Source organism: Mesorhizobium sp. P5_C1, assembly GCF_054049815.1.
Window position 1 is genome coordinate 1 of record NZ_JBFULQ010000559.1, and the last position, 3,466, is coordinate 3,466.

Annotated in this window: 5 protein-coding genes; all 5 read left to right on the top strand. The window is 63.5% G+C overall.

Annotated features, from left to right (window positions below):
- Nucleotides 1-363, top strand: a 363-nt coding sequence (locus tag ACXJ7R_RS27815) for an ABC transporter permease (protein ID WP_457154623.1), incomplete at its 5' end; no start/stop codon positions are given.
- A complete protein-coding gene (locus ACXJ7R_RS27820) occupies nt 360-1,433 on the top strand; it encodes an ABC transporter ATP-binding protein (protein WP_457154624.1) in 1,074 nt (357 codons plus the stop codon). The genes ACXJ7R_RS27815 and ACXJ7R_RS27820, both read left to right, overlap by 4 nt.
- 12 nt (nt 1,434-1,445) lie before the next feature.
- Nucleotides 1,446-2,720: a glycosyltransferase gene (locus ACXJ7R_RS27825; protein WP_457154625.1), complete on the top strand. Its 1,275-nt coding sequence runs from the start codon at nt 1,446-1,448 to the stop codon at nt 2,718-2,720.
- Nucleotides 2,717-3,067 carry a cupin domain-containing protein gene (locus tag ACXJ7R_RS27830; protein ID WP_457154626.1) on the top strand — a complete coding sequence of 117 codons (351 nt, stop codon included), beginning with the start codon at nt 2,717-2,719 and terminating at the stop codon, nt 3,065-3,067. Before ACXJ7R_RS27825 ends, ACXJ7R_RS27830 begins: the two co-directional genes overlap by 4 nt.
- 18 nt (nt 3,068-3,085) lie before the next feature.
- The gene (locus ACXJ7R_RS27835) at nt 3,086-3,427 is read left to right on the top strand and encodes a cupin domain-containing protein (RefSeq protein WP_457154627.1); all 342 of its coding nucleotides are present in this window, start codon (nt 3,086-3,088) and stop codon (nt 3,425-3,427) included.
- Nucleotides 3,428-3,466: the final 39 nt, after the last annotated feature.

The following is a 3,466-nucleotide window of genomic DNA, read 5'->3' on the forward strand; positions in this document are numbered from 1 at the left end:
GCCTTCGTCTGTTCGGTGGTCCGGGCCCGGTTGAAAAGTTTCGACTGGTCGATCGTCGAGGCGTCCACCGACCTTGGCGCCTCCGCAGTCACCACCTTCCGGCGGGTGACATTGCCAGTCATCTTGCCGGCGGTCATCGCCGGCGCGCTGCTTGCCTTCACGCTGTCGGTCGACGAGTTCATCATCGCCTTCTTCACCGCCGGCGCCGGGCGCGCCTCGACCACGCTGCCGATGCAGATCTACGCGATGATCCGATTCGGCATCACGCCGGAGATCAACGCGCTGGCGACCATCGTCATGGCGGTCTCGATCACCGCGCTGACCTTGTCGCAGCGGCTCAATCGAGGGGTCATCGGCCAATGAGCGAACCGCGCACGCTGCTGGCCATCGATCATGTGTCGAAGAATTTCGGCCGCGTGACCGCTGTCGACGGCATCTCCCTCGATATCCGCGAGAACGAGTTCTTTGCCCTGCTCGGGCCTTCGGGCTGCGGCAAGACTACGCTGCTGCGCATGCTGGCCGGCTTCGAGACGCCGAATGACGGCCGCATCCTGCTGGACGGCCGCGACATCGCCAGGACCCCGCCCAACAAGCGGCCGGTCAATCTGATGTTCCAGTCCTACGCGCTGTTTCCGCATATGAACGTCAGGGCCAATGTGTCCTACGGCCTGGAAATGGAGCGTTTGCCGGCTAGCGAAATCCGTTCCCGAGTCGATGCCATCCTGGCGACGACCGAACTCGTCCCCTTCGCCGACCGCAAGCCGGAGCAATTGTCGGGCGGCCAGAAGCAGCGTGTCGCGCTCGCCCGGGCTCTGGTCAAGCGACCCCGGCTGCTGCTGCTAGACGAGCCGCTCGGCGCCCTCGACAAGAAACTGCGCGGCGCCATGCAATTGGAATTGAAGCGCCTGCAGCACGAGGTCGGCATTACCTTCGTCATCGTCACCCACGATCAGGAAGAATCGCTTGTCATGGCCGACCGCATGGCCGTGCTCAAGGACGGCCGGTTGCTGCAATKCGACACCCCGCATGCGGTCTATGAGCATCCGGCCGACCGTTTTGTTGCCGACTTCATCGGCGTGATGAATTTCGTGCCGGGCAAAGCCGCCGCCCATGGCGTGATGGCCGGCAATGGCACGCGGATCGCCGGCAAGGTACCCGCCACGCTTGCACCCGGTGCGTCCGCTGTCGCTTCGGTGCGGCCAGAGCGCATCCGGCTTTTCCCGTCGGTGGAAACCGCCAACCGCACCACCGGCGCGGTCGAGGCATTGGCCTATCAGGGGCTCGACCTGCAACTGCATGTCCGCACCCCCCTGTCGCCGAAACCGTTCCTGGTGCGCGTTACCGCCGATGCCGCGGACCGCCGGCCGGTCTCGTCGGGCGACCAGGTCGAACTCGGCTGGGATGCCGCCGATGTCAGAATTTTCGCAGAGTGAAGGAGAAGCTTGATGGCGCAGAAGACGATCGCGTTTTTTCCAGAAGCGGCCTATGGCCCGGCGCTCAATTCCGTCGGCATCGCCCAGGCCGTCGAAGCGCGTGGACACAAGGCCGTGTTCCTCTCCGATCCCGGCTTCGTCGACGTCTACAAGGGCTACGGCTTCGAAGCCCATCCGGTGAACCTGTCCGAACCAATGCCGCCGGAGCAGATGGCCAAGTTCTGGGAGGACTTCATCAACGGCCACATCCCGAACTTCCGCAAATCGCCTTATGACCAGGTCAACAATTACGTCAAGGATTGCTGGACGGCGATCGTCGACAGCGCCAAATGGGCGCAGAAGGACCTGCCGCGCGTTCTGGCTGACATCAAGCCGGACGTCATCTGCGTCGACAACGTCATCCTGTTCCCGGCAATCAAGCAGTACGGCAAGCCGTGGGTGCGCGTCATCTCCTGCTCGGAAAACGAGATCGAGGACGAGGACATCCCGCCGCATCTGTCCGGCTGCGGCGAGAACGACCATGCCGGCCACCAGCGCTACCGGGACCATTTCAACGCGGTGATCAGGCCGATCCATGACGACTTCAACGCCTTCCTCACCGCCAACAACGAGACGCCCTATCCGATCGGCCAGTTCTTCGAAGCCTCGCCCTACCTGAACCTGCTGCTTTATCCCGAGGCGGCAAAGTTCAAGCGCCGCCATCCGCTCGACCCGGCAAAATTCCAGTATCTCGAAGGCTGCGTGCGACAGGAAAAACCCTACACGGTGCCGACCTTCGCCGAGAACAATGACGGACCGCTGCTTTATGTTTCCTTCGGCAGCCTCGGCGCCGGCGATGTCGACCTGTTGAAGCGCATCATCGCGACGCTGGGCAAGACGCGCTACCGGGCGTTGGTCAATGTCGGCGGCTACAAGGACCAGTACACGGACGTGCCCGGCAACGTCATCGTCGAGAGCTGGTTCCCGCAGCCCTCGGTTATCCCGCAGGTCGATGCGGTGATCCACCATGGCGGCAACAACTCGTTCACCGAGTGCCTCTATTTCGGCAAGCCGGCTATCATCATGCCCTATGTCTGGGACGGCCACGACAACGCCACCCGCGTCGAGGAAACCGGCCACGGCTTCGGCATGCCGCGCTACGACTGGAACGATGCCGAGCTGGTCGCCAAGATCGAGGCCTGCCTGACCGATCCGGCGATGAAGGCCAGGCTGGCGAAGACCTCGGCGCAGATGCACGCGCAGAACGGCCCGGAAAAGGCAGCTGGGTTGCTGGAGGCGCTGCTATGAGCTCCTCCGCACCACACCTCCATCAGGCCTCGACCCGCACCGATCTCGTCGACTGGGGCGCCCAGCCGGATGCACTGGACGGCGCGTCCCGTTCCACCGGCAGGCTGGTGCACAAAGGGCCGAACAACCAGCCGGAATCCGGCATCTGGGTCTGCACGCCCGGCCAATGGCGGCTGGCGATCCCGCGCGATGAATTGTGCCATTTCGTCGCCGGCCGCGCGACCTACAGGTCGAATGTCGGCGAAGTGATAGAAGTCAGTGCTGGAACCGTGGTCATGTTCCCGGCAGGCTGGGCGGGCGAATGCACCGTGCATGAGACCATGCGCAACGTCTACATGCTGGCCTGATCCTCGGAGCTTCACGATATGCCGACACCGCACTGGCAAAACGCCTCGACAGTGGACCTGGACGATTGGGGCGCGGGCACCAACACGCTCGCCGGCTCGCCGCGCGCCTCGGGCAAGATCCTGTCGCAGAACCCGGACGGATCGAGCGAATGCGGCCTGTGGTCGTGCACATCGGGCACACGGAAGGTCACCTTTCCTGCCGACGAGTTCTGCCATTTCCTGTCGGGACGCGGCAGCTATGTCCATGAGAGCGGCGAAGAGGTTCCGGTTGAGGCCGGCACGCTTGTGTTCTTCCCCGCCGGCTGGACCGGCATCTCCATCATCACCGAAACGCTCACCAAGGCCTTCATGTGCCGGTGAGCACCAATGCCATCCCAGGGAAAATCGATATGACAACAC

What these genes read in the sequence shown, in the direction of transcription:
- ACXJ7R_RS27830 (WP_457154626.1), top strand. Translation starts at nt 2,717, where the DNA reads ATGAGCTCCTCCGCACCACACCTCCATCAGGCCTCGACCCGCACCGAT.
- ACXJ7R_RS27825 (WP_457154625.1), top strand. Translation starts at nt 1,446, where the DNA reads ATGGCGCAGAAGACGATCGCGTTTTTTCCAGAAGCGGCCTATGGCCCG.
- ACXJ7R_RS27835 (WP_457154627.1), top strand. Translation starts at nt 3,086, where the DNA reads ATGCCGACACCGCACTGGCAAAACGCCTCGACAGTGGACCTGGACGAT.